This window comes from Pseudomonas laurylsulfativorans, from assembly GCF_002906155.1.
In the GTDB taxonomy this organism is placed as follows: Bacteria; Pseudomonadota; Gammaproteobacteria; order Pseudomonadales; family Pseudomonadaceae; genus Aquipseudomonas; species Aquipseudomonas laurylsulfativorans.
Genome location: NZ_MUJK01000012.1, coordinates 77054 through 101161, shown reverse-complemented (window position 1 = coordinate 101161; position 24108 = coordinate 77054). Strand labels below are relative to the sequence as shown.

18 protein-coding genes and 1 pseudogene are annotated in these 24108 nt (G+C 59.5%); 9 read left to right on the top strand and 10 right to left on the bottom strand.

The genetic code is table 11. From position 1 onward, the window contains the following. Positions 1–14: 14 nt before the first annotated feature. From B0D71_RS26355 to putP, 3 genes are all read right to left on the bottom strand, one after another. Positions 15–398: a hypothetical protein gene (locus B0D71_RS26355; protein ID WP_240635737.1), complete on the bottom strand. Its 384-nt coding sequence runs from the start codon at positions 396–398 to the stop codon at positions 15–17. Continuing rightward, positions 395–1816 carry a PAAR domain-containing protein gene (locus tag B0D71_RS26350; RefSeq protein ID WP_103397321.1) on the bottom strand — a complete coding sequence of 474 codons (1422 nt, stop codon included), beginning with the start codon at positions 1814–1816 and terminating at the stop codon, positions 395–397. Before B0D71_RS26350 ends, B0D71_RS26355 begins: the two co-directional genes overlap by 4 nt. A gap of 273 nt (positions 1817–2089) precedes the next feature. After that, a complete protein-coding gene (gene putP / locus B0D71_RS26345) occupies positions 2090–3574 on the bottom strand; it encodes a sodium/proline symporter PutP (RefSeq protein ID WP_103397320.1) in 1485 nt (494 codons plus the stop codon). A gap of 460 nt (positions 3575–4034) precedes the next feature. Here putP and putA point away from each other — a divergent pair, with 460 nt between their 5' ends. Both putA and B0D71_RS26335 read left to right on the top strand, forming a co-directional pair. After that, positions 4035–7985 (top strand): trifunctional transcriptional regulator/proline dehydrogenase/L-glutamate gamma-semialdehyde dehydrogenase, encoded by a 3951-nt coding sequence (gene putA / locus B0D71_RS26340; protein ID WP_103397319.1) that lies wholly within the window; start codon positions 4035–4037, stop codon positions 7983–7985. Between the two features lie 176 nt (positions 7986–8161). After that, entirely contained in the window at positions 8162–9964 is a 1803-nt protein-coding gene (locus B0D71_RS26335; RefSeq protein WP_103397318.1) for an acyl-CoA dehydrogenase, read from the top strand. A 144-nt stretch (positions 9965–10108) separates the two neighbouring features. Here B0D71_RS26335 and B0D71_RS32480 read toward each other — a convergent pair whose 3' ends face one another. The 4 genes and pseudogenes from B0D71_RS32480 to B0D71_RS26320 all read right to left on the bottom strand — a co-directional run bounded on the left by B0D71_RS32480 (position 10109) and on the right by B0D71_RS26320 (position 12676). After that, the gene (locus tag B0D71_RS32480) at positions 10109–10840 is read right to left on the bottom strand and encodes a methyl-accepting chemotaxis protein (protein ID WP_420825151.1); all 732 of its coding nucleotides are present in this window, start codon (positions 10838–10840) and stop codon (positions 10109–10111) included. Positions 10841–10972: 132 nt separating this feature from the next. Continuing rightward, positions 10973–12001, bottom strand: a pseudogene (locus B0D71_RS32475) (HAMP domain-containing protein); the annotation flags it as partial. A 145-nt stretch (positions 12002–12146) separates the two neighbouring features. Next, a complete protein-coding gene (locus B0D71_RS26325) occupies positions 12147–12449 on the bottom strand; it encodes a cell division protein ZapA (protein ID WP_090465546.1) in 303 nt (100 codons plus the stop codon). Continuing rightward, positions 12446–12676: a hypothetical protein gene (locus tag B0D71_RS26320; RefSeq protein ID WP_007971835.1), complete on the bottom strand. Its 231-nt coding sequence runs from the start codon at positions 12674–12676 to the stop codon at positions 12446–12448. Before B0D71_RS26320 ends, B0D71_RS26325 begins: the two co-directional genes overlap by 4 nt. A gap of 443 nt (positions 12677–13119) precedes the next feature. Here B0D71_RS26320 and B0D71_RS26315 point away from each other — a divergent pair, with 443 nt between their 5' ends. The 3 genes from B0D71_RS26315 to selO are packed head-to-tail and all read left to right on the top strand — an operon-like array spanning position 13120 to position 19768. Next, positions 13120–14862: a potassium/proton antiporter gene (locus B0D71_RS26315; RefSeq protein WP_103397316.1), complete on the top strand. Its 1743-nt coding sequence runs from the start codon at positions 13120–13122 to the stop codon at positions 14860–14862. Between the two features lie 34 nt (positions 14863–14896). Next, positions 14897–18256, top strand: a complete 3360-nt coding sequence (mscK, locus tag B0D71_RS26310) for a mechanosensitive channel MscK (RefSeq protein WP_103397315.1) — start codon at positions 14897–14899, stop codon at positions 18254–18256. A gap of 48 nt (positions 18257–18304) precedes the next feature. Further along, positions 18305–19768 (top strand): protein adenylyltransferase SelO, encoded by a 1464-nt coding sequence (gene selO / locus B0D71_RS26305; RefSeq protein ID WP_103397314.1) that lies wholly within the window; start codon positions 18305–18307, stop codon positions 19766–19768. Positions 19769–19774: 6 nt separating this feature from the next. Here the strand turns inward: selO and B0D71_RS26300 are convergent, their stop codons facing one another. Together B0D71_RS26300 and B0D71_RS26295 are read right to left on the bottom strand one after the other, a co-directional pair. Continuing rightward, positions 19775–20176, bottom strand: a complete 402-nt coding sequence (locus tag B0D71_RS26300) for a helix-turn-helix domain-containing protein (protein ID WP_103397313.1) — start codon at positions 20174–20176, stop codon at positions 19775–19777. Then, on the bottom strand, positions 20173–20469 hold the full coding sequence (locus B0D71_RS26295; protein ID WP_103397312.1) for a type II toxin-antitoxin system HigB family toxin: 297 nt from the start codon (positions 20467–20469) through the stop codon (positions 20173–20175). Before B0D71_RS26295 ends, B0D71_RS26300 begins: the two co-directional genes overlap by 4 nt. 194 nt (positions 20470–20663) lie before the next feature. On the opposite strand from B0D71_RS26295, the gene trxC reads away from it, so the two are divergent. Then, positions 20664–21098: a thioredoxin TrxC gene (gene trxC / locus B0D71_RS26290; RefSeq protein WP_103397311.1), complete on the top strand. Its 435-nt coding sequence runs from the start codon at positions 20664–20666 to the stop codon at positions 21096–21098. Positions 21099–21226: 128 nt separating this feature from the next. On the opposite strand, the gene B0D71_RS26280 is transcribed toward trxC, so the two are convergent. After that, positions 21227–21997, bottom strand: a complete 771-nt coding sequence (locus B0D71_RS26280) for a ParA family protein (protein ID WP_053153482.1) — start codon at positions 21995–21997, stop codon at positions 21227–21229. A gap of 355 nt (positions 21998–22352) precedes the next feature. Between B0D71_RS26280 and B0D71_RS26275 the strand changes: the two genes are divergently transcribed. Genes B0D71_RS26275 through B0D71_RS26265 form a run of 3 tightly spaced genes read left to right on the top strand, consistent with a single transcriptional unit; the run spans position 22353 to position 24104 of the window. Continuing rightward, positions 22353–23078: a beta-ketoacyl synthase chain length factor gene (locus B0D71_RS26275; protein ID WP_103397309.1), complete on the top strand. Its 726-nt coding sequence runs from the start codon at positions 22353–22355 to the stop codon at positions 23076–23078. After that, the gene (locus tag B0D71_RS26270; protein ID WP_103397308.1) at positions 23054–23863 is read left to right on the top strand and encodes a lysophospholipid acyltransferase family protein; all 810 of its coding nucleotides are present in this window, start codon (positions 23054–23056) and stop codon (positions 23861–23863) included. Before B0D71_RS26275 ends, B0D71_RS26270 begins: the two co-directional genes overlap by 25 nt. Continuing rightward, the gene (locus B0D71_RS26265; protein ID WP_095943238.1) at positions 23844–24104 is read left to right on the top strand and encodes a phosphopantetheine-binding protein; all 261 of its coding nucleotides are present in this window, start codon (positions 23844–23846) and stop codon (positions 24102–24104) included. Before B0D71_RS26270 ends, B0D71_RS26265 begins: the two co-directional genes overlap by 20 nt. Positions 24105–24108 lie beyond the last annotated feature (4 nt).

Here is a 24108-nt window from a genome sequence, read left to right as displayed (position 1 = left end):
CGCGTCTTTGCCAGCTATTTGAGCGCTCCTGACTTCCATAACGCGACCAGTAAGACCATAGCAGTGAATGACACGATAACACTCCATTGCAGCACAACTAACTTGTATCTTAGTGGACGAGGAAAACCTGCAAAGTCCTGAACACTTAAAATGCCGTGTTTAATGAAAAAACCTGGAAAAGCAAGAACCATACAAGCGCTTCCCACGAGCTGAAGCCTACCCCAATAACCATCATGTATGCGTACGGCATTAGATATGCTTGGGGAGCTATTCTTGAAATGCACCAATAAGAATTCTCTTTTCGTATAGCCCAAGTGCAATGCGAAACAGTTGCCGACAAGTACGAATACGAACGCCAAGCCACACAAACCGCCAGCAATCATTTCTGCAGTAGTCATTTCGTCGACTCGTAAATCGCTTCGCCTATGAACTCGCCGCTCATTTCTCCCAACGTACCCCCCGCATACGAGCCAGCGCCCACCGCAACGATACTGCAAGCAAGCGTTAAAAAGCCGCCTGTTGGAACTCCCAGAGCAAGGCACAGGCCTCCGACTACCGGCGCAGTTAATATCCTGCCTGTGGCCATGCCAGCAGCCACTCCTACCGTGAAACTCCCTGACTCAGTAAGCCGGATTCGTCTACACGCTTCGCTATTTCCAGCAGCACACACATCCTGAACCTTCGCAGCAGAAGCTCCTCCGCCGACGGCAGTCCCTAACCAACCGCCGTACTGGACGTATTTTGAAGCCCTCGCTACTCCTTCAAGATGAGTGGCATGACCAGGTATTTGCCCTCCGGGACTGGCATGGGTCCAGTGGTGAACCAAGCTTTGACTGGATATGCCCAGCATTTTTTTCAAGTTGATGTGGTGAGGAAAACCAATACCCTTACGGGTCAGCGTCGTCATTTGACGGTTAAGTATTGCAAGCAAACGCTGTCGCTCTACAAAAAAGGCCGACGAGCGCAGATGCCCATCCCTTTGAAGGGTCGTCTGTTGCAAGACTTCAATTTCCCTCAAGGCATGGCCGACGTTATCCAGATTATTCTTGAAAATGCTCGCGCCGACACCTATGGCGCCCGAACCGGAGCCCAAGATCGTCTGAATGGCATCGCGGTGCTGCACCATGAAATCCGCTTCTTCCGGGCTAAGCGTTTCAAGCACCTGATTGGTCTTGGCCGCCACATCCATGAGCAGCGCTTCTTCACGAGTGCACTGGAAATTATTGGGATCGCTCAGCACGATCATCGAGCCGGCTTTGACGTCGCGCAGATTGGGATTGAGAAGTTTGAATTTACCCATCACCGCCGGGTCGCGCAGGGTGAACAGCGAGGCTTCGAGTTGTTCGCGGGTTGTGCTTTTGGGCACGATATAAAAGCCGGGTTCCGGAACGTCGAGACCGGTGGGCTGTGATCGAGATGACGCACTTGGCACTGACGTAAAGCCGGATGGACGCTGCACGGTCGAATTGCTGGTGGCTGTCATCGAAGGCGCAGGCGAGGCCGATTGAGCGGTTGCCCTGGCTGCTTTCGGTGCAGGGGGTTCATTGACATAACTCCCCTCGAAATTCGAAGGGAGTAGTTTGGCTCGACAAGGGCAACCACTGAAACTATCCAGCGTGCCAGCCACTCGTCGCCCCTCGCTCAGGACGTGCGAGACGCCGCCGATGATCCGGTAGCTCTTCTTGTCTTTTCCGCAACTGACCAGATCACCCTCACGAGCATGGATGAGACCGAAATTGAAGGTGTGGTCCCCCTCCAGAACGGTGCCGCCGCAGTCAGTTTTGTCACCTAGCCCAATGTAATGCCCGATAGCCATGTCTTGATATCCCTTTCAACTGGCGCCCCATCCCTTGGGGAAATGCGCCGTTGTTAACGATAAGTTATCCCGGTTCGGAAATGAGTCGGGCTAGCGCAAAGTACGTGAGCAGAGAGGTAATTCAAGGCATCTGGGCAAATCAGGAAACCTCCTACAAGCCCTGTAGAAAAGGGTTACGAAGAGGAAATACGAACCAAAGTGAACGCAAAAAAAACGGCTCGCACCCAAAGGCTGCGAGCCGTTCTTTCATCCGCGATGGATGACCTCAAACGATTACTTGTTCAAACGGTAATCAGCCTCAGCAGCCGCAAAGCGCTGGAACATACCAGCAGTCGGCGTGCCCATTTTGCTGACGATGTAGATCGCCAGGCTGGCGAAGATGAAGCCTGGGATGATTTCGTACAGGCCCAGCAGTTCGAAGTGTTTCCAGACGATCACGGTGATCGCGCCGACCAGGATACCGGCCAGTGCGCCGTTGCGGGTCATGTCTTTCCAGATCACGGAGATCAGCACGACCGGACCGAATGCGGCACCGAAACCGGCCCAGGCGTAGCTCACCAGACCCAGTACGCGGTTTTCCGGGTTGGCCGCCAGAGCGATGGCAACCAGGGCAACCAGCAGCACCATGGCACGACCGACCCAGACCAGTTCCAGCTGCGAAGCGGATTTACGCAGGAAGGTTTTGTAGAAGTCTTCGGTCAGCGCGCTCGAGCACACCAGCAACTGGCAGCTCAGGGTGCTCATCACCGCAGCCAGAATGGCCGACAGCAGGATACCCGCGATCCATGGGTTGAACAGGATCTTTGCCAGCTCGATGAACACACGTTCGTGGTTCTCGGAGACTGCGCCAGCCACGTCCGGGTGCGCCGAGAAGTAGGCGATACCGAAGAAGCCGACGGCTACGGTGCCGCCCAGGCACAGGACCATCCAGGCCATGGAGATGCGACGGGCCTTGGCGATCGATTTAACCGAATCGGCAGCCATGAAACGCGCCAGGATGTGCGGCTGGCCGAAGTAGCCCAGACCCCAGCCCATCAGCGAGATGATGCCGATGAAAGTGGTGCCCTTGAGCATGTCGAAGTTGCTTGGATCTTGCGCTTCGATGGCCAGGAACGTGGTGTCTACACCGCCGGTAGCCAGCAGCACGATGATCGGCGTCAGGATCAACGCGAAAATCATCAAGGTGGCTTGTACGGTATCGGTCCAGCTCACGGCCAGGAATCCACCGATGAAGGTGTAAGCAATCGTCGCCGCAGCGCCAGCCCACAGCGCGGTCTCGTAGGACATGCCGAAGGTGCTTTCGAACAAACGGGCACCGGCCACGATGCCGGAAGCGCAGTAAATGGTGAAGAACACCAGGATCACGACCGCAGAGATGATCCGCAGCAGACCGCTTTTGTCTTCGAAACGGCTGGCGAAGTAGTCCGGCAGGGTCAGTGCATCACCGTTGTGCTCGGTCTGCACACGCAGACGGCCGGCGACGAACAGCCAGTTCAGGTAGGCACCGACGATCAGGCCGATGGCGATCCAGCTTTCGGAAAGACCGGACATGTAGATCGCGCCAGGCAAGCCCATCAGCAACCAGCCACTCATGTCGGAAGCACCGGCGGACAGTGCAGTCACTACGCTGCCCAGGCTACGGCCACCCAGAATGTAGTCGGAAAGGTTGTTGGTGGAGCGATAGGCCATCAAGCCGATCAGCACCATTGCTGCGATGTAGATCACGAACGTGATCAGGGTTGGATTGCTTACGCTCATTAAGTTACGCCCTGGCTTTGTTTTTATGTAGCGGCGGCTGGTGAACCGCTCGCAAACGCATACGTTTGACAGACGATTCGGATTCCCGCGCATTTATGACTGATGTTTCCCCAGGAAAGCCATCAGCCGGAGCAGCCGGATTTTGTCCTGGTTGCACCTTGGGCGCGAATGCTATTCAACAAAGCAAATAAGGTGCAACCAGTTTCTTGACAATAAGTTGCACCTTCGTCGTTTTGCGATAAATCCTACGGTTTTTGCTCCCTTTTACGGTAGTCCTGGTGCATTGCTAGAAGTAAAAGCACCATACAGGAACGCCAGATCCTACAAGCTGTTCTATTCCCGACAAGCTGCTGCACATTCCGACAAAAAAGGGTTGCACCCGGTTGCACCTGTGTCAGCGCACGGCTAATCTTGCCGCCAGCTGATGCCACGCAGTCGTGGCAAACATGAGGATAAAAACATGGCTACCACCACCCTTGGGGTCAAACTTGACGACCCGACCCGCGAACGCCTCAAGGCCGCCGCGACCTCGATTGATCGCACGCCGCACTGGCTGATCAAGCAGGCAATCTTCAATTACCTGGAAAAACTCGAGGGTGGTGCAACCCTGACCGAGCTGAGCGGTTTGACCAAGGATTCCGACGACAGCGTCGACGCGCCTCTGGATCACGCCCACCAGTGCTTCCTCGAATTCGCCGAAAGCATCCTGCCGCAATCGGTACTGCGCGCTTCGATCACCGCCGCTTACCGCCGCCCTGAGCCGGAAGTCGTGCCGATGCTGATCGAGCAGGCACGCCTGCCGGCGCCGATGGCCGAAGCCACCAACAAACTCGCCGCGTCCATCGCGGAAAAACTGCGCAACCAGAAGAGCGCTGGCGGCCGTGCCGGCATCGTTCAGGGCCTGCTGCAGGAGTTCTCCCTGTCGTCCCAGGAAGGTGTGGCGCTGATGTGCCTGGCCGAAGCGCTGCTGCGCATCCCGGACAAAGGCACCCGCGACGCCCTGATCCGCGACAAGATCAGCACCGGCAACTGGCACCCGCACCTGGGCAACAGCCCGTCGTTGTTCGTCAACGCCGCCACCTGGGGCTTGCTGCTGACTGGCAAGCTTGTGTCCACGCACAACGAAGCCGGCCTGACCTCGTCCCTGAGCCGCATCATCGGCAAGAGCGGCGAGCCGATGATCCGCAAGGGCGTCGACATGGCCATGCGCCTGATGGGCGAGCAGTTCGTGACCGGCGAAACCATCGCCGAAGCCTTGGCCAACGCCAGCAAGTTCGAAGCCAAGGGCTTCCGCTATTCCTACGACATGCTGGGTGAAGCCGCACTCACCGAGCACGACGCACAGAAGTACCTGGCCTCGTACGAACAAGCCATCCACTCGATCGGCAAAGCCTCCCACGGTCGTGGGATTTATGAAGGCCCGGGCATTTCGATCAAGCTGTCCGCCCTGCACCCGCGCTACAGCCGTGCGCAATACGAGCGCGTGATGGACGAGCTGTACCCGCGCCTGCTGTCGCTGACCCTGCTGGCCAAGCAATACGACATCGGCCTGAACATCGACGCCGAAGAAGCCGACCGCCTCGAACTGTCGCTGGATCTGCTCGAGCGCCTGTGCTTCGAGCCGCAACTGACTGGCTGGAACGGCATCGGTTTCGTCATCCAGGCTTACCAGAAGCGTTGCCCGTACGTGATCGACTACGTGATCGACCTGGCTCGCCGCAGCCGTCATCGCCTGATGATCCGCCTGGTGAAGGGCGCGTACTGGGACAGCGAAATCAAGCGCGCCCAAGTCGAAGGCCTGGAAGGCTACCCGGTCTATACCCGCAAGGTGTACACCGACGTGTCCTACATCGCTTGCGCCCGCAAGCTGCTGTCGGTGCCGGAAGTCATCTACCCGCAGTTCGCCACACACAACGCCCACACCCTGTCGGCCATTTATCACATCGCCGGTCAGAACTATTACCCGGGCCAGTACGAGTTCCAGTGCCTGCACGGCATGGGTGAACCACTGTACGAACAGGTTGTAGGCAAGGTTTCCGAAGGCAAGCTGAACCGTCCGTGCCGCGTGTACGCGCCGGTCGGCACCCACGAAACCCTGCTGGCTTACCTGGTACGTCGCCTGCTGGAAAACGGCGCGAACACCTCGTTCGTCAACCGCATCGCCGACCAGTCGATTTCGATTCAGGAATTGGTGGCCGATCCAGTTGCTCAGATCGAGCAGATGGCGACCGTGGAAGGTGGTTTCGGCCTGCCGCACCCGCGCATTCCACTGCCGCGTGACCTGTATGGTTCCGAGCGCGCCAACTCCAGCGGCATCGACATGGCCAACGAACATCGTTTGGCGTCCCTGTCCTGCGCGCTTCTCGCTACCGCGCACAACCACTGGAAAGCGGCGCCGATGCTCGGCTGCGCCTCCAGCAGCGAAGCGCCGGCACCGGTCCTGAACCCGTCCGATCTGCGTGACGTGGTCGGCCATGTGCAGGAAGCGACCGTCGAAGACGTCGACAATGCAATCCAGTGCGCCCTGAACGCCGCACCGATCTGGCAGGCCACCCCGCCCGCCGAGCGCGCCGCGATCCTGGAACGTGCCGCCGACCTGATGGAAGCCGAGATCCAGCCGCTGATGGGCCTGCTGGCTCGCGAAGCCGGCAAGACCTTCGCCAACGCCATCGCCGAAGTGCGTGAGGCCGTGGACTTCCTCCGCTACTACGCCCTGCAGGCTCGCAACGATTTTACCAACGACGCCCACCGCCCGCTGGGTCCAGTGGTGTGCATCAGCCCATGGAACTTCCCGCTGGCGATCTTCAGTGGCCAAGTGGCTGCGGCCCTGGCTGCCGGTAACCCGGTATTGGCCAAGCCTGCAGAGCAAACTCCGCTGGTCGCTGCCCAAGCCGTACGCCTGCTGCTCGAAGCCGGTATCCCTGAAGGCGTGCTGCAATTGCTGCCGGGCCGTGGCGAAACCGTCGGTGCCGGCCTGGTCGGCGACGATCGCGTCAAAGGCGTTATGTTCACCGGCTCCACCGAAGTTGCTCGCTTGCTGCAACGCAACATTGCCGGTCGCCTGGACAGCCAGGGCCGTCCAATCCCGCTGATCGCCGAAACGGGTGGCCAGAACGCGATGATCGTTGACTCTTCGGCACTGACCGAACAAGTGGTGATCGACGTGGTTTCCTCAGCCTTCGACAGCGCCGGTCAGCGTTGCTCGGCCCTGCGCGTCCTGTGCTTGCAGGAAGATTCCGCCGACCGCGTCATCGAAATGCTCAAGGGCGCCATGGCTGAAAGCCGTCTCGGCAACCCTGAACGCCTGTCCGTGGACATCGGCCCGGTGATCGACGCCGAAGCCAAGGCTGGCATCGAGAAACACATCCAGGCCATGCGCGACAAAGGTCGCAGCGTGTACCAGGTGGCCATCGCCGACGCCGAAGAAGTCAAACGCGGCACCTTCGTGATGCCAACGCTGATCGAACTGGAAAGCTTCGACGAGTTGCAACGGGAGATCTTCGGCCCGGTGCTGCACGTGGTTCGCTACAAGCGTAAAGACATCGATCAACTGATCGGCCAGATCAACGCTTCCGGCTACGGCCTGACCCTGGGCGTACACACCCGCATCGACGAGACGATCGCCAAGGTGATCGACAACGTCAATGCCGGTAACGTCTACGTCAACCGCAACATCGTCGGTGCCGTGGTCGGCGTGCAGCCATTCGGCGGCGAAGGCCTGTCGGGCACCGGCCCGAAAGCCGGTGGCCCGCTGTACCTGTACCGCCTGCTGTCGACCCGCCCTGCGGATGCGATCGAACAATCCTTCGCTCGCGGCGATGCCGCCGTAGCACCGGACGTTCGTCTGCGCGAAGCCATGAGCAAGCCGCTGACTGCCCTGAAAGCCTGGGCCGACAGCCACAAGTTCGCCGACCTGAGCACCCTGTGCGCGCAGTTCGCCGCACAATCGCAAAGCGGCATCACCCGCGTTCTGGCTGGCCCGACCGGCGAGCGCAACAGCTATGCGATCCTGCCGCGTGAGCACGTGCTGTGCCTGGCGGAAGTCGAAGGCGACCTGTTGACTCAACTGGCAGCGGTATTGGCTGTCGGCGGTTCGGCGGTCTGGCCAGAAGGTGAACTGACCAAGGCGCTGTTCGCACGCCTGCCGAAGGACATTCAGGCGCGCATCAAGCTGGTTTCCGACTGGAACAAGGACGAAGTGGTGTTTGATGCGGTTCTGCATCACGGCCATTCCGACCAGTTGCGTGCGGTGTGCCAGCAGGTTGCCAAGCGTGCCGGCGCCATCGTCGGCGTGCAGGGTCTGTCGCAAGGTGAAACCAACATTGCGTTGGAGCGTCTGGTGATCGAGCGGGCGTTGAGCGTAAACACCGCTGCAGCGGGTGGTAATGCCAGTTTGATGACCATCGGTTAAATAGCGATGCTGTCGCTGTAAAAATGGGCGCCCTCATCGGCGCCCATTTTTTTTGCCTTGTAGGAGCCGGCTCCTACAGGTCGGTGTTTTGCCTCTTTATCACCGACATCAATCATCCTGTTCAGTCTTTATTTCCCCGCCTAGACTCGGCCCACTCCAATAAAAGGTAGGCCGCCATGTCCGAGACGTTGCTCAGTTCCCGCAATCTGGCTTTCGAGCTGTATGAAGTCCTTGATGCCGAGGGCCTGACCCAGCGTGAGCGCTTCGCCGAGCACAACCGCGAAACCTTCGATGCAGCCATTGGTACCGCCCGTAGCATCGCGGAAAAATTCTTCGCCCCGCACAACCGCAAGGGCGACGAGAACGAGCCGCGCTATGAGAACGGTCAGGCGATTCTGATTCCTGAAGTGAAACCGGCGGTGGATGCCTTCCTTGAAGCCGGATTCCTCAATGCCGCGCGCAGTTTCGACGCCGGTGGCATGCAGCTTCCTACACTGCTTTCGCAAGCCTGCTTTTCGCACTTCCAGTCGGCCAACGCAGCGTCGACGTCTTATCCGTTCCTGACCATGGGCGCGGCGAACCTGATCGAGAGCTTCGGCACCGACGAGCAGAAGCGCCGCTTCCTGCAACCGATGATCGACGGCCGCTTCTTCGGCACCATGGCCCTGACCGAACCCCACGCAGGCTCGTCGCTGTCGGATATTCGTACACGCGCCGAACCTGCGGCCGACGGGACTTATCGCCTCAGGGGCAACAAGATCTTCATCTCCGGTGGCGATCACCCGCTGTCGGAAAACATCGTGCACATGGTGCTGGCCAAGCTGCCGGATGCACCGGCCGGGGTGAAGGGGATTTCGCTGTTCATCGTGCCCAAGTTTCTGGTCAACGACGACGGCAGCCTCGGCAAGCGCAACGATGTGCTGCTGGCCGGACTTTTCCACAAGATGGGCTGGCGTGGTACCACGTCCACCGCGCTGAATTTCGGCGATAACGGTGAGTGCGTCGGCTACCTGGTGGGCAAACCACACCAGGGCCTGAGCTACATGTTCCAGATGATGAACGAGGCGCGGATCGGCGTCGGCATGGGCGCGGTGATGCTCGGCTATGCTGGCTACCTGTACTCGCTGGAGTACGCTCGCGAGCGTCCGCAAGGCCGCGTGCCGGACAGCAAGGACCCGAATACCGCGCCGGTGGCGATCATCCAGCACGCCGACGTCAAACGCATGTTGCTGACACAAAAGGCCTACGTAGAAGGCTCATTCGACCTCGGCCTGTACGCAGCGCGGCTGTTCGATGACACCACGACGCTTGTGACCGAAGCCGAGCGCAAGCAGGCCCATGAATTGCTGGACCTGCTGACGCCAATCGTCAAATCCTGGCCATCGGAGTTCTGCCTGAAGGCCAACGAACTGGCGATCCAGATCCTCGGCGGCCACGGTTACACCCGCGAATACCCGGTGGAACAGTACTACCGCGACAACCGCCTGAACCCGATCCACGAAGGCACCCACGGCATTCAATCGCTCGACCTTCTGGGCCGCAAACTGGCGCAGAACGGCGGCTCGGGGCTCAAGCAACTGATCCGCCTGATCGCCGACACCGCCGAACGCGCCCAGGCATTTGAGTCGCTGACGTCGCTACGCGAGCCGCTGGAGAAACTGGTGGCGCGCCTGCAGACCGTGACCATCGGCCTGCTGACTGATCTGGCGCAAGGCAAGGTGAACAGCAGCCTGGCGAACTCGGCGCTGTACTTGAAGGTGTTCGGTCACACCGTCATTGGCTGGCGCTGGCTGGAGCAGGCGATTCGCGCCGAGGAAGGTTTGGCCAAGGGCAATGCGGCGGACGTGAGCTTCTATAAAGGCAAGTTGCAGGCAGCGCGGTACTTCCTGACCTGGGAAGTGCCGGGCTGCCACCATGAACTGGCGATTCTTGAAGCGCGGGATGATGTTTGCCTGACGATGCAGGATGAATGGTTCTGATCCGCGATTTGTGCAGCCTTTGAGAGCCAATCGCTGGCAAGCCAGCTCCTACAGGTTTTGCGTTGAACACAACATGGGTGAACAACAAAAACCCCTGTAGGAGCGGGCTTACCCGCGATGGCGTCAGCCGAGTCACTGCAACTTTCAGCTCAGTTTGAACCCACCCATCTGCCGCGCCAGGTCATCCGCCAGGCGCTGCAATGTCTGACAATCCTCTCGGCAAGCCCTGACCTCTCCTGCCGTTGCCCGGGCCAGATCTGAAATCCCCTGCACGTTACGGTTGATCTCTTCTGTCACCGCCGATTGCTCTTCCGTTGCCGTCGCCACCTGATGGTTCATGTCGCTGATGCGTTCCACTTGCCCGGTAATGGCAGTCAACGAGGCTCCAGTGCGCTGGCTCGACTCAACCCCCGTACCCGTCGCGGCTTGACCGCTATGCATCGATGAAACGGCGTTCTCCGCGCCCTGCTTGAGACTGCCAATCATCTGCTGGATCTCATCAGTGGACGACTGTGTACGCCGTGCCAAGGTGCGCACTTCATCGGCGACTACCGCAAACCCGCGCCCCATATCCCCGGCCCGCGCCGCTTCGATAGCAGCGTTGAGCGCCAGCAGGTTGGTCTGCTCGGAAATCCCACGAATCACCGCCAGCACCTGATCGATGGACGCCACTTGATGGGCCAGTTCACCCACCGCGCTGGCGGCGACACCGATTTCGTCGGACATACTTTCAATGTGGCGGATCGAGCCGCCTACCACTTCCCGCGCCTGCATTGCCTCATCTCGAGCCGTTTGCGATGCGACCGCCGCATTGCCGGCGTTCTGGGCGATCTCCTGAACGGTCAGGCCCATTTCGTGAACCGCGGTGGCGACCATGTCAGTCATTTCCTGTTGGCGGCCGGAGCGCTCAGCGGTGTTATCCACAACCCTGGCCACTTGCCCCACAGCGGTGCGCAAACGTTCGCTGGTGGTCAGCACTTCACCGATCATGTCGCGCTGGCTATCCAGGAACCGATTGAAACCACGAGCCAGATCGCCCAGCTCATCGGCGCGACCGGAATCTAACCGATGGGTCAAATCTCCACCACCGCTACCGATGGCTACCAGCGCCGCTGTTACCTGACGAATCGGTCGTACCAACCCACGGGCCAGCAACACCACCAACAAGAGGCAGACAATCGCCACCGCCAGGCCGATGCCGCTGCTCATCCACATGGCGCGGCGGGCCTCGGCGTAGATCTGCGATTGCGGCACTTCGGCCACCAGGGTCCAGCCGAGATCACGTAACGGCAGACTTAATGCGAGGTAGTCCTCACCGTCGCGCTGGAAGCCGTGGCTGGTGGCAGCTTTTTGACTCATCACTGCTTGTGCCGCCGTAGTACCAATCTGCTCGGTCAGGGTGCGCTTGCCACTGAATTGCGCTTCGGGATGGACCTGGATCAAACCGTCGGAACGCACGAGATAGACCTTGCCGCGCTCACCGAAGCTGAAGTTGTGGATCAGCTCCGACAGCTCTTTCATGCTCAGGCCAAGCCCGGCAACGCCCACGACTTTACCGGCCTGCTCGACCTTGAGGTCAATGAAAAGCGCCAATTCTCCGGTGGCCGTGTCGTTGTCGATATTGAGGGTACGTGGCTGGTTGCTGTCGAGAAACGCATAGAACCAGGCGTCTTTTGGATTGGAACGGCTGAGGGTCCGGTCCAGGCCTTTTTCGTTGAAATAGTGGTTGGAAGCAGTGCCGGCAATCAGCGCGGTAAAGGCTTTGTGCTCCGCGCGGATGCCTTCGAGATAGGTCGTAAACGTGCCGACCCGGGCACTGTCTTCACCCTCGGCCAGCCAGTCGCGCACCATGCTGTTGCTGGCGATGTCCTTGGCGGCGGTGAGAGGCTGGACGAGGATGCGCTCGATGTCATTGCGCATCGCTTCGATGCTCGAAGGCAAGGCTTGCTCGACCAGATAGCTCTGGGCGAGACGGTTGACCACCAGGGTATAAATGCCAACCACGATCAGGATACTGACGAGCAGGGCCGTGCCCATACTCAGGATCAACTGCCATTGAATACTGCGTCGCCAGAACTGCATGGAGCACCCCCAAAGAATAAGAGGCTGAAACACTGCAACAGCCGTGCCGATTGTATACAAACCAATCGACAATTTATTCTTTGGTTGTGCGCAAAGCCGATCAGGCCTGATTGATCGTCTTGGAGATCACTTCAACCGTGGCGCTGACTTGCTCTTGGTAACGGTCGAGTTCGAGCTTGTGCTGCTTCTGCATTTCAATCTGCTGGGAGCACAGATTCATCGCCGCCAGCACCAGCAGTCGGTCACCGATCAGCGTCGGGTACTTTCTTTTGGTTTCGGCCAGGGCTGCCTTCAACATCATCGCGGCGTCCAGCAGGGTCTGTTCTTCCCCGGCCGGCGCCTTGATCGAATAGTCCTCCCCCAGGATCGAGACGACTCTTACCCCCGCGGCGTTGTAACTCATGCGCTCACAGGGCCTGCGCTGACGCGCTCAACCAGGGCCTGGATGCGAGCCGCCGTGGCGCCTTGCTTCTCTTCCTGCTCCATCAGGCTCAATTGCAGGCTTTCGTTTTCATCCTTGGCCTGGGCCAGTTCTGCAGTCAGGGTCTGGTTGGTGCCGAGCAACGTCTGGTTCTGTTGCACCAGGTCACTGACCAGTTGTTCCAATTGGCTTAGGGATGCTTCCAACATTTTGATTTTCCGGGCTTTTTCAAAGGGCGCGTACGATAAAGAAAAGTCACCGTGGATGCCAGGGTTATACAGGCGCAAAGCCTTGATTTTGCTGACGGGCGACCTTCCTCGCGAGTTTTAAAGACTACGGTTGGCCAATCTGGTTCCTGCACTTCGTCGCCATTAGATGCAGCGAGCAACGAACTGTCGCGATTGGCGGTGGACCTGAACACCCTAGTCGTTTGGTTCAGCCTGCAGCCCTCCTGTAGGAGCGAGCCTGCTCGCAATGGACGCTAACGATGACGCGTGCTATCTGAATCAGCGCGCCGCCCTCAGGTTCTTCGCGAGCAGGCTCGCTCCTACAAACCTTTTTGACAGCATCACATTTCAACAGGTTAGAATCGCTGGCACGCAGACTGCATGGTCAGTTTGTGCCCGCCTTTCAGCTTTCTGGAGTACTGCCTTTGAATGCGACGACCATCAACAGCCTGTTCTTGATCGGCGCGTTGCTGGTAGGTGCGAGCATTCTGGTGAGCTCACTTTCGTCGCGCCTCGGTATCCCGATTCTGGTGATCATCCTGGCTGTCGGCATGGCGGCCGGCGTCGATGGCGGCGGCATTATTTTCGATAACTACCCCACGGCTTATCTGGTCGGCAACCTCGCGCTGGCGGTGATCCTGCTCGACGGCGGCTTGCGCACCCGGGTGTCGAGTTTCCGCGTGGCGTTATGGCCGGCGCTGTCCCTCGCCACGGTCGGCGTGCTGATTACCACCGGGTTGACCGGCATGGCGGCCGCATGGTTGTTCAACCTGAACCTGATCCAGGGCCTGCTGATCGGGGCCATTGTCGGCTCCACCGACGCCGCGGCGGTGTTCTCGCTATTGGGCGGCAAAGGCCTGAACGAACGGGTCACCGCCAGCCTTGAAATAGAATCCGGCAGTAACGACCCGATGGCGGTGTTCCTCACCGTCACCCTGATCGACATGCTCGCCAGCGGCCAGACCGGCCTGCACTGGAGCCTGCTGACCCACCTGATCCGTGAATTCGGCATTGGCGGCGTCATCGGCCTGGGCGGCGGCTGGCTGATGCTGCAACTGGTCAACCGGATCAACCTGGCCACCGGCCTGTATCCGATCCTGGTCATCGCCGGTGGCCTGCTGGTGTTTGCCCTGACCAACGCCTTGCATGGCAGTGGCTTCCTCGCCGTGTACCTCTGTGGCCTGGTGATCGGCAACCGTCCCGTGCGCAGCCGCCACGGCATTTTGCACATGCTCGACGGCATGGCCTGGCTGGCGCAAATCGGCATGTTCCTGGTGCTGGGGTTGCTGGTGACGCCTCACGACCTGCTGCCTATTGCCTTGCCGGCACTGGCACTGGCGCTGTGGATGATTCTGTTTGCCCGGCCATTGTCGGTGGTGGTTGGCCTGCTGCCGTTTAAGGCCTTCCATGGGCGCGAGAAAGCGTTCATTTCATGGGTCGGCTTGCGCGGCGCGGTTCCGATCATTCTGGCGGTGTTCCCATTGATGGCCGGCCTGCCCAACGCCCAGCTGTACTTCAACCTCGCGTTCTTTATCGTGCTGGTGTCGCTGTTGGTTCAGGGCACGAGCCTGCCGTGGGTTGCCAAGCTGTTGAAGGTCACGGTGCCCCCGGAGCCTGCGCCCATCTCGCGCTCGGCCCTGGAAGTGCACGTCACCAGCGAGTGGGAGTTGTTCGTTTATCGCCTTGGCGCGGAGAAATGGTGCATCGGTTCGCCCCTGCGCGAGCTGAAAATGCCCGAAGGCACTCGTATCGCGGCCCTGTTTCGAGGCCAACAATTGCTCCATCCGTCGGGTAGTACGGTGCTCGAAGTTGATGATTTGCTGTGTGTTATCGGCCATGAACACAACCTGCCAGCCCTCGGAAAACTCTTCAGCCAGGCGCCACAACGGGGCCTCGATCTGCGCTTCTTCGGCGACTTCGTACTCGAAGGAGACGCCCAGCTGGCCGCGGTTGCGGCCCTGTACGGCCTGAAGGTCGAAGGCATCGATCCGGAGATGTCCCTGGGCCGGTTTATTGCCCAGAAAGTGGGTGGCGCGCCGGTAGTAGGTGACCAGGTCGAATGGAACAACACCATCTGGACCGTGGCGGTCATGGACGGGAACAAGATCGGCAAAGTGGGCGTCAGATTCCCCGAAGGAAGTCGCCCGGGTCCCGGACTCTTCCTCTAAACTGCGTCCACTATCACTTGCTTGACCGGTCTTTATGCCTAACCTGCGCTCTTTTTTCGCCATCGCCCTGCTGGGCTTGAGTCTCTCTGTCGGTACTGTCGGTACATTGCAAGCGGCCGAACCGCCCTCCAGCGAAGCCGTACAGGCGAGCCTGGACAAGATCGCCGACCGTAAACTGCCGGAAGCCGATCAGAAGGCCCTGCAAACCGTCCTGCAAAACACGCTGAACCAACTCAATAACAAGCGTGATTACGAGCAGAAGCTGGCCGATCTCAAGCAAACGTTGAACTCTGCACCCAAGCAGACACTCGAGAACCAGCGTGAACTGACCCGCCTCAAGGCCAGCACCGTGGTACCGGTGGCGCAGCGTTTCACCAAGGAACCGATCCAGCAGCTTGAACAGATGCTCACCGAGCGTTCCACCCAGCAAAGCGACCTGCAAAAAGCCCTGGCCGATGCCAACAGCCTGATCATCACCGCCCAGACCCGCCCCGAGCGCGCCCAGGCGGAGATCTCCAGTAGCCAGACGCGCATTCAGCAGATCAACACCATCCTCAAGAACGGCAAGGACGCCGGCAAGACCTTGAGCGCCGAGCAGCGCGACCAGCTCAATGCCGAGCTGGCAGCACTGAACGCCCTGATCCCGCTGCGCCGTCAGGAACTGGCCGGCAATACCCAATTGCAAGACCTCGGCAACAGCCAGCATGACCTGCTGTCGGAGCGATCCGACCGCCTGGACCGGGAAATCCAGGAACTGCAAACCCTGATCAACCAGAAGCGTCTGGCGTTGTCCCAGGAAACGGTCACCCAGCAATCCATCGAAGCGCAGAAGTCTGGCGGCAGCAGCCTGCTGGCCACCGAAAGCGCGGCCAACCTGAAGCTCTCGGACTACCTGCTCAAAAGTACCGACCGTCTCAACGAAGTCACCCAGCAAAACCTGCAGACCAAGCAACAGCTGGACAGCCTGACCCAGAGCGACTCGGCCCTGGACGAGCAAATCAACGTGCTCAAAGGCAGCCTGCTGCTCTCGAAAATCCTCTACAAGCAAAAACAAGCGTTACCGCGCCTACGGCTCGACCGCAACCTGGCCGACCAGATCGCCGACATTCGCCTGTATCAGTTCGAAGTCAGCCAGCAGCGGGAGTTGCTGAGCAATCCGACCACCTACGTCGACAACCTGCTGTCGACCCAGCCGCCCGAGCAAGTCACCCCGCAGCTGCGCAAAAGCCTGATGGAGCTGGCCACCACCCGTGCCGACCTGCTGGAGCGCCTCAATCGCGAACTGAGCGCGGTGCTCAATGAGTCCATCACCCTGCAACTGAATCAGAAGCAACTGCTCAGCACGGCGCAAAGCCTGCGGGCGACGCTCGATGAGCAGATGTTCTGGATTCCGAGCAACAAGCCGCTGGACCTGGAGTGGATTCACAGTGTGCCGGATCGCCTCCAGCGGCAACTCGATTCGCTGCCGGTACTTTCAAGCCTGAGCGAACTGACCGACGGCCTGACCCAGCGCCCGCTGCTGTTCCTGCCGCTCGCACTGCTGATCGGCGCGCTGCTGTGGCGCCGCAAGAATCTGTACGCGCGACTGAACAAGGTTCACCAGGACATCGGTCACTTCAAACGCGATAGCCAGTGGCACACGCCGCAGGCAATCCTGATCAATATTCTGCTGGCGATGCCGGTTTCCCTGGGCCTCGCATTGTGCGGGCTGGCCCTGCGAATCGACGCCCGTGGGCAGAACGCCAGTATGGGCGCCGCGCTGCTGCAAATGGCCGGGGCCTGGCTGGTGTTCTACACCGCCTACCGGATCCTCGCGCCGGGTGGCGTGGCAGAACTGCATTTCCGCTGGGAAAAACCCCAGGTGGAGTTCCTGCGCAGATGGATCCGCCGCCTCGGCATCGTGGTGATGGCGCTGGTGACCGTAGTCGCCGTTGCCGAACTGCAACCGGCGGCGCTGGCAGATGATGTGTTGGGCATGCCGGTGGTGCTCACCTGCTACGCCTTGATGACCTTGTTGCTCAGCCGCTTGCTCATCAGCAGCCCGACCCACGAGAACGCCTCGCTGTTCCGCAAGCTCGTGGGGATACTGTTCACCGCCCTGCCCGTCGCGCTGTTCGTGGCGGTGTGCTTCGGTTACTACTACACCGCGCTGAAACTCAGCGATCGCCTGATCAACACCCTGTACCTGCTGATGTTCTGGCTGGTGATCGAAGCCACCTTCGTGCGCGGCCTCAGCGTGGCGGCCCGGCGCCTGGCCTACCAGCGCGCTCTGGCCAAACGACTGGCCGCCAAAGAGGCCGGCGATGGCGAAGCGGTGATCGAAGAACCAACGATGGACATCGAGAAGGTCAACGAACAGTCCCTGCGCCTGATCCGTCTGGCCCTGCTCGGCGGCTTCATGGCGGCACTGTATTGGGTCTGGGCCGACCTGATCACAGTGTTCTCGTACCTGGACAACATCACCCTCTACGAATACACCAGCGGTACCGGCGCCAACATGAGCATGGTGCCGATCAGCATCGGCGACATGCTCGGCGCGCTGATCATCATCGGCATCACCTTCGCCCTGGCGCGCAACCTGCCGGGCTTGCTCGAAGTGTTCGTGCTATCAAAGCTCAACCTGGCCCAGGGCAGCGCCTACGCCACCACCACGCTACTGTCGTACGTGATCGCCGGCGTCGGTTTCGTCTCGACGCTGTCGACCCTCGGCGTGAGCTGGGACAAGTTGCAATGGCTGGTGGCGGCACTGTCGGTCGGCCTCGGTTTCGGCATGCAGGAAATCTTCGCCAACTTCATTTCCGGCATCATGATCCTGTTCGAACGCCCGGTGCGGATCGGTGACACCATCACCATCGGCAACCTCTCGGGCACCGTGAGCAAGATTCGCATCCGTGCCACGACCATCACCGACTTCGACCGCAAGGACATCATCGTCCCGAACAAGACGTTCATTACCGGGCAATTGATCAACTGGTCCCTGACCGACACCATCACCCGGGTGACCCTCAAGCTCGGCGTCGACTACGGCTCGGACCTGGACCTGGTGAAGGAACTGCTACTCAAAGCCGCGCGCGACAACCCGCGCGTATTGAAAGATCCGGAACCCCACGTTTACTTCCTGAACTTCGGCGAAAGCACCCTCGACCACGAGCTGCGTATGCACGTGCGCGACCTCGGCGACCGCAACCCGGTGCTCGACGAGGTCAACCGCTTCATCAACCGCGAGTTCAAGAAGCAGCACATCAACATCTCGTTCCGGCAGATGGAGGTTTACCTAAAGAACCTGCACGGCCAGGAATACAAGATGGTGCCAATCGAACCGGAAGCGAAAACCATCGTGCCGATCGTCGACGGCAAGCCGGCGCAAGAACCACCGGCCGCCAAACTCGACTAACCGGCCATTCCCCAGCAGAATGCTCGGACATTCTGCTGGAGCCGGCCCTTGAAAGCCCTCGACGAACTCACTTTCGATAATCGCTTCGACCGCCTGGGCGATGCGTTTTCCGCCCATGTGCTGCCCGAGCCCATCGATAATCCGCGCCTGGTCGTGGTCAGCCCCGCCGCCATGGCGCTGCTGGACCTCGACCCGGCCGTGGCCGAAACCCAGGAGTTCGCCGAACTGTTCAGCGGCCATAAGCTCTGGGCCGACGCGATCCCCAGGGCGATGGTCTATTCGGGGCATCAGTTCGGTTCCTACAACCCGCAACTGGGCGACGGTCGCGGCCTGTTGCTCGGCGAGGTGTACAACCAAGCCGGCGAACACTGGGACCTGCACCTCAAGGGTGCCGGCCAGACACCGTTTTCACGCATGGGCGATGGCCGCGCGGTACTGCGTTCATCGATCCGCGAATTCCTCGCCTCCGAAGCCCTGCACGCCCTTAACATCCCAACCACCCGCGCCCTGTGCGTGATCGGCTCCGACACCCCGGTGTGGCGCGAAAAGCAGGAGCGCGCGGCCATGGTCCTGAGACTGGCGCCGAGCCATGTGCGCTTCGGCCACTTCGAATACTTTTACTACACCAAACGTCCAGAGCAGCAGAAAGAGCTGGGTGACCACGTGCTGGCCATGCACTTCCCGCAGTGCCTGGAACAACCCGAACCGTACCTGGCGATGTTCCGTGAAGTGGTCGAGCGCAATGCCGAACTGATCGCCAAATGGCAGGCCTATGGTTTCTGCCACGGGGTGATGAACACCGACAACATGTCGATCCTCGGCATTACCTTCGATTTTGGTCCATTCGCCTTCCTCGACGACTTCGACGCCAACTTCATCTGCAACCACTCAGACGACCAGGGCCGTTACTCCTTTAGCAACCAGGTGCCGATTGGCCAGTGGAACCTCAGCGCGCTGGCGCAGGCCCTCACGCCGTTCATCAGCGTCGAAGCCCTGCGCGAAACCCTTGGTCTGTACCTGCCGCTGTTCCAGGCCCATTACCTGGACCTGATGCGCCGCCGCCTCGGCCTGACCACTGCCGAAGACGACGACCAGAAATTGCTGGAGAACCTGCTGCAACTGATGCAAAACAGCGGCGTCGACTACAGCCTGTTTTTCCGTCGGTTGGGTGATGAAACACCAGAACAGACCATCACCCGCTTGCGTGACGACTTCGTCGACCTCAAGGGCTTTGATGCCTGGGGCGAGCTCTACGTCGCCAGGGTGGCCCGTGAAGGCACGCTTGATCAGGAACAGCGCCGCCAGCGGATGCACGCGGTCAACCCGCTGTACATCCTGCGCAACTACCTGGCGCAAAAGGCCATCGATGCAGCTGAAAGCGGCGACTACGCGGAAGTCCGCCGACTGCACGCAGTGCTGAGCAATCCGTTCGAGGCGCAACCGGGAATGGAAAGCTACGCAGAGCGGCCGCCGGAATGGGGCAAACATCTGGAGATCAGTTGTTCGTCGTGAGGTGGGTCAGATAAAGACTTCTACCGACACGCTAAAGCGCTCGGCCAACCAGCGGACTTGGCGCAGGTTGAGCTGGCGCTTGCCACTCAGGATTTCGGACACGACCGACTGAGGACCGACGCCAGGCAGGTCGCTCTGGCTCAGACCGTGTTCACGCATCAAGTAGCCAAGAATCTCGACCCCACTAGGCTTTGGCATCGGGTGATGCTTATGGTCCCACTCCTCAATCCAGTCACCAATGATATCCACCAGGCTCATCAGCGGGTGAGACTCATCATCGCCAGTCATCTCGAGCAACTCGTCCAGCGCATGCGCCAGAAGGTCATAGTCATCTTCACTTTTCGGCTTTCGAAGCAGCGGTGAGACAAACTCCCAATGCTCGGCAGCTTTTTTTATCAATACACTCATGCTTTTTCCTCCTTCCACTTGCCGCGGTCATATTCGCGATGATCCAGCACATGCTTGATATAGAGCTTTTGCGATCGATATCTGACAAAAGCTATCAACCGCAGCTTGTTGCCACCGATATCGAAAACATTAAGCTCACCTACCTTATCGACAGCAGGAAATGTGGCTCTCATCGCCGCAAAATCCGACGGTTTGCTTCCTTTGGCTAATTGATACCAATGGTCCAGCGCATTGGCTGCCATTGGCCATTTGGCCTTGGCTTCACGTACTCTTTTTTCGGTGAGAACATGCATGCAACATCCTTATCGCATTTTGCTATGGAGAGTTAATCACAGATCAAAAATATCGCAAGTTGCGATAGTCCGAAGTAGACCAGCGGTCTGGCTCGGCACGACTCAGCCTAGTTTTAACGCTGGGCACTGCGCGATTGAAAACATGAGCAAACGTCTCCACCTAGGTGTTATCAGCTTCCCATTGGATATCACTCATGACCGACCCATTCCACATCCCCTGCCCCCACTGCAATGGCCTCAACCGCATTCCCGCCGAGCGTCTCAACGACCATCCAAAATGCGGGCGCTGCAAGGCCGAAGTCTTGCTGAGTAAACCGTTTGAATTGAAGCAAGGCGACTACGCCAGCCAGATCAAGGGCGATCTGCCGCTTCTGGTGGACGTATGGGCGGACTGGTGCGGGCCGTGCAAGTCGTTTGCACCGGTGTTCGAGCAGGCCGCCGGGCAACTGGAGGGCAAGTGTCGGTTGGCGAAGCTGGACAGCGAGGCGAACCAGCAGTTGTCGGCACAATTGGGGATTCGCTCGATTCCGAGCCTGATCCTGTTCAAGAACGGCCGGGAGGTCGTCCGACAGAGCGGGGCTTTCCCGTTGCCGCAACTGATGAGCTGGTTGCGTAGCCAAGGCATCTGAAGTAACACGGACCCTGTGGGAGCGAGCCTGCTCGCGAAGGCGGACTGACATTCAATAAAGATGTCGCCTGATACACCGCTTTCGCGAGCAGGCTCGCTCCCACAGTGGTTCTGTGTTGACAGCTAGAGTCAGGCGTTTTCCAGCAAGTTGTGCAACTCGACAAACTGCTGCGTCAGCTTGTGCCGCGGATCGAGATGGATCAGCGGCGTATTGGCCTGGTGGGATTCGCGCATGCGTACCGAACTGGCCAGGTACACCGGCAACACCGGCAGGCCTTCGGCAATCAGTTCGTCGAGAATTTGCTGGGGCAGGCTGGCGCGGGCCTGGAATTGGTTGACGACGATGCCTTCGACTTCCAGACCTTCGTTATGGTCCTCCTTCAACTCTTCGATTTCCGCCATCAGGCCGTACAGCGCCTGGCGTGAGAAACTGTCGCAATCGAAGGGGATCAACACACGATCAGCGGCAATCAATGCAGAAACCGCATAGAAATTCAGCGCTGGCGGGGTGTCGAGGTAAATCCGGTCGTAGTCTTCGCTCAGCTCTTCGAGCAACTTACGCAGCTTGTTGATCTTGTGCTTGGCTTCAAGCTTTGGCTGCAAATCCGCCAGTTCGGCGGTGGCGGTAATGACATGGAGGTTATCGAACGGGGTTTCGTAGATGTCGACCTGATTCTTTTTCGAGAACGGCCCGGAAGACAGCGTCTGCTTGAAGAAATCGGCGATACCCATCGGGATGTCGCTGCCAGTGAGCCCCGTCAGGTATTGAGTGGAGTTGGCCTGGGCATCGAGATCCACCAACAGGGTGCGAAAACCCTCGCTGGCACTGACCGCCGCCAGATTGCAGGCAATGCTTGATTTTCCAACGCCACCTTTCTGATTGAACACCACGCGCCGCATGTCAAAACCTCCGTGTATCAAAGAATGACCGAGTGTAGTGGTCCACGGCGTTGCTTCGCTACCTTGTCGGCACAGGGACTACACAGTCAGTTACCTTCTCTGGCTTGAAAAGCCCTGAACAGCCCGATGGCTTGACCCAGGAACCGACAGACGGAGCAGTGATTGTGTGAATAATTACCAATCGTTCAGTTTTTCGAGCCAGCTGCTTCATCTTGCTGAGCAAAATGTAACCAGCATTTGCTACACGTTCCCGGCACCGGGATAATGCGCGCCACTCGGCGCCAGACGCCACGCAGGGTGAGTCTCGGCTCTCGGCCACTCCCCCGCGTCAAGTAAGCCCGTGAGGGTGGGATGAATGTCTGTGATCAACTTCAACATCGCCCAATGGCGCGCCTGGGCCCCCGGGCTTGATAGCGTGAACGATTGGCAGGCCTGGAGCCGACAACCGGTCGTGCTGCCGGACAGCGATGCCGCTCCCGACGTTTCGTTCCTGCCGGCCATGCAGCGTCGACGACTCAGCCGCCTGGCACGGATGGCATTCAGTGTCGGCTGGCCATTGGCCGAAGGTCGGCAGGATCTGCCATTGGTCTTTGTATCCCGTCACGGCGAAACGCCCCGCACCGTCGACATTCTCAGTGATCTGGCCGCCGATCAGCCGCTGTCGCCAACCCAGTTCAGCTTGTCCGTGCATAACGCCATTATTGGTTTGTGGTCGATCATGCGCGGTGAAACCAGCGAAATGACGGCCCTGGCTGCCGCTGGCGATGGCCTGGAACACGGCATGCTGGAAGCAGCCGCGCTGCTGGCTGAAGGCGCTCGCGCGGTATTGCTGGTGGTCACCGAAGAGCAGCCGCCCGAGGCTTACTCAACCTGGATCGACGACGTGCCGTTTCCTTATGCCGTCGGCCTGCTGATCACTCCCGGTACCGACTGGCAGTTGTCCCTGAACACGCCCCCGGATGCGTTGTCCAAACCCCGCTGGCCACACGCGCTGAATCTGTTGCCCACATTGCTCGGCCAGCAAACCACTTGCCAACATGCCTGGAAAAATCGTGTATGGACCTGGCAACGCAACCCGTGACCGAGAAAAACCGCGACGCCTATTACTGGCGCTTGCTGGCCACCGCCGCGAGCTTTGCCCTGTTCGGGTTGGGCGGGCTATGCCTGCGCCTGGTGATTTTCCCTGTGCTGAACGGCCTGCCGGGCGACGCCCGGACCCATCGACTGCGAGCCCGGCAAACGGTCAGCCGTTGCTTCTGGATTTTTGTGCGCTTCATGGCCCGCACCGGGGTGCTGACCTACACCATTGATGGCGCGGAAAAACTCGGTCGTCCCGGGCAAATGATCATCGCCAATCACCCGTCGCTGATCGACGTGGTGTTTCTGATCGGCCTGGTGCGTCATGCCAACTGCGTGGTCAAGCAAAGCCTCTGGGAAAACCCCTTCACCCGCGGACCGCTGCGCTGCACCGAATACATCAGCAACGACGGCAGCATGGACATGCTCGACGCCGCTGCCGACGCACTGAAAGACGGCCAGACCTTGATCATTTTCCCCGAAGGTACGCGTACCCAGCCCGGCCAGGCGCCGGCCTTTCATCGGGGCGGTGCGGCAATCGCCCTGCGTGGTGCGAAAATCCTCACCCCGGTCATTATCAAGGTCAGCCCGACCACATTGACCAAGGCCGAGCCCTGGTACCGCATCCCCAAGCGGCGCGTGCACTTCAGTTTCCGGGTCGGGGCCGATATAGACCCGCAGACCTTCGCCACGCAGGGGCCGGCTCCGCAAGCCTCGCGCAAGCTCAACGATTATCTACATTCTTACTTTATTAAGGAGCTCGCCGAAGATGAGCGATCTGCACCGTGATATCAAAATGCTTATCATCGACGCCCTGGGCCTCGAAGACATCAGCGCCGAAGACATCGGCAACGAACAGACGCTGTTCGGCGAAGGCCTGGGCCTGGACTCGGTCGACGCCCTGGAACTGGGCCTGGCCATCCAGAAAAAGTACGGCATCAAAATCGATGCCGATGCCAAAGACACCCGTAATCACTTCAGTAACGTGGCGAGCCTTGCGGCGTTCGTCACCGCAAAACAGGCAGCTTGAGACC